At 74.9% G+C, this 1,716-nt stretch carries 1 protein-coding gene; it reads left to right on the forward strand.

What is annotated here, in order from left to right; translation table 11 throughout:
* Positions 1 to 1,716: type I polyketide synthase (locus ACP4J0_RS38370; RefSeq protein ID WP_426604060.1), on the forward strand; the 1,716-nt coding region annotated here is incomplete at both ends.

Consider the following 1,716-nt stretch of genomic DNA (forward strand, 5'->3'; position numbering starts at 1 on the left):
AACCGACAGCGGGGACGGTGAGGCCAAGCTGCCGTTCTCCTGGCAGGGCGTGACTCTGCACGCCGTCGGCGCGTCCGCGCTGCGCGTGAGGTTCACCCCCGTCCACGGCGACGAGGTCGCCCTGCAGATCGCCGACGCCACCGGTGCGCCGGTGGCGTCCGTGGCCGGCCTCGCCCTGCGCGGCGTGAGCCGCGACCAGCTGAGCACGGCCCAGGACGCCACCCGCGACGCCCTGTTCCGCGTGGACTGGCCCGAGCTGCGGACCGCCGACGCCGGCGGCCCCGTGGCCGACGACTGGATGCTGCTGGGCGCCGGGTCCCAGGCGTTCGCGGATCTGGCGGCGCTGCGCGGCGTGGCGGCGGAGGGCGGGACCGTCCCGGCGACGCTGGTCGTACCGTGCGCGGCGGGCGAGCCGGTGAGCGACGTCGCGGATTCCGCGCACGCCGCGGCACACCGGGCACTGGACCTCGTGCAGGAGTGGCTGGGCGACGAGCGCTTCGGCGACTCGCGCCTGGTGTTCCTGACGCGGGGCGCGGTCGCCGCGCTGCCGGGTGAGGACGTGGCGGACCTCGCGCACGCCGTGTTGTGGGGTCTGGTGCGGTCGGCGCAGTCGGAGAACCCGGGCAGGTTCGGCTTGATCGACGTTGACGGCGAGATCGACGCGGACACCGTCGCGGCGGCGTTGGCGACCGCCGAGTCCCAGCTGGCCGTACGCGGAGGCGCCCTCCGCGTGCCGCGGCTGTCCGCCGCTGTGGCGGGCGACGACACGGTCCGTGCGCTGGACCCGCAGGGCACGGTGTTGGTGACGGGTGCCAGTGGTGAGCTGGGCGGGTTGTTCGCGCGGCACCTCGTCACCGAGTACGGGGTGCGGGATCTGCTGCTGGTGAGCCGGCGGGGCGGGGATGCCCCGGGTGCTGTCGAGTTGACGGCGGAGCTGGTTGAGCTGGGTGCGTCGGTGTCGTGGGCGGCGTGTGATGTCGCCGACCGGGACGCGCTGGCCGCGGTGCTGGACGCGGCTCCGGTGCTGTCGGCGGTGGTGCACACCGCCGGTGTCCTGGACGACGGTGTGGTCGGGTCGCTGACCGCGGAGCGCTTGTCGGCGGTGCTGCGTCCGAAGGTGGACGCGGCGTGGAACCTCCACGAACTCACGCAGGGCATGGACCTGTCGGCGTTCGTCCTGTTCTCCTCCGCGGCGGGTGTCTTCGGCGGCGCGGGCCAGGCGAACTACGCCGCCGCCAACGTCTTCCTGGATGCGCTTGCCGCGCACCGCAGGTCGCGGGGTCTGGCGGCGACGTCGCTGGCGTGGGGCCTGTGGGACGGCGGCATGGGCGGGGACCTGGGGGAGACCGATCGCGGCCGGATCCACCGCGGCGGCATCACCGCGCTGTCCCCTGAGACCGGGCTCGCCCTCTTCGACGCCGCGCAGCGCACGACCGAGCCCCTGCTCGTTCCGCTGCCGCTGGACATGCCCGCCCTCCGCCTCCAGGCACGCGGCGGGATGCTTCCCGACCTGCTGCGCGGGCTCGTCCGCGTCCCGGCCCGCCGGGCGGCCGCGCACGGTGCCGCCGTCGGCGCGTCCGCGCTGCGCGAGCGGGTGGCCGGACTCGCCGAGAACGAGCGCTTCGCCGCGGTGCTGGACGTGGTGCGGGGTGAGGTCGCGGGTGTTCTGGGGCATGGTTCGGTCGATGAGGTGCCTGCGGATCGTGCGTTCAAGGA

The sequence above is a fragment of the Streptomyces sp. WG7 genome (assembly GCF_049975785.1).
Classification (GTDB): Bacteria; Actinomycetota; Actinomycetes; order Streptomycetales; family Streptomycetaceae; genus Streptomyces.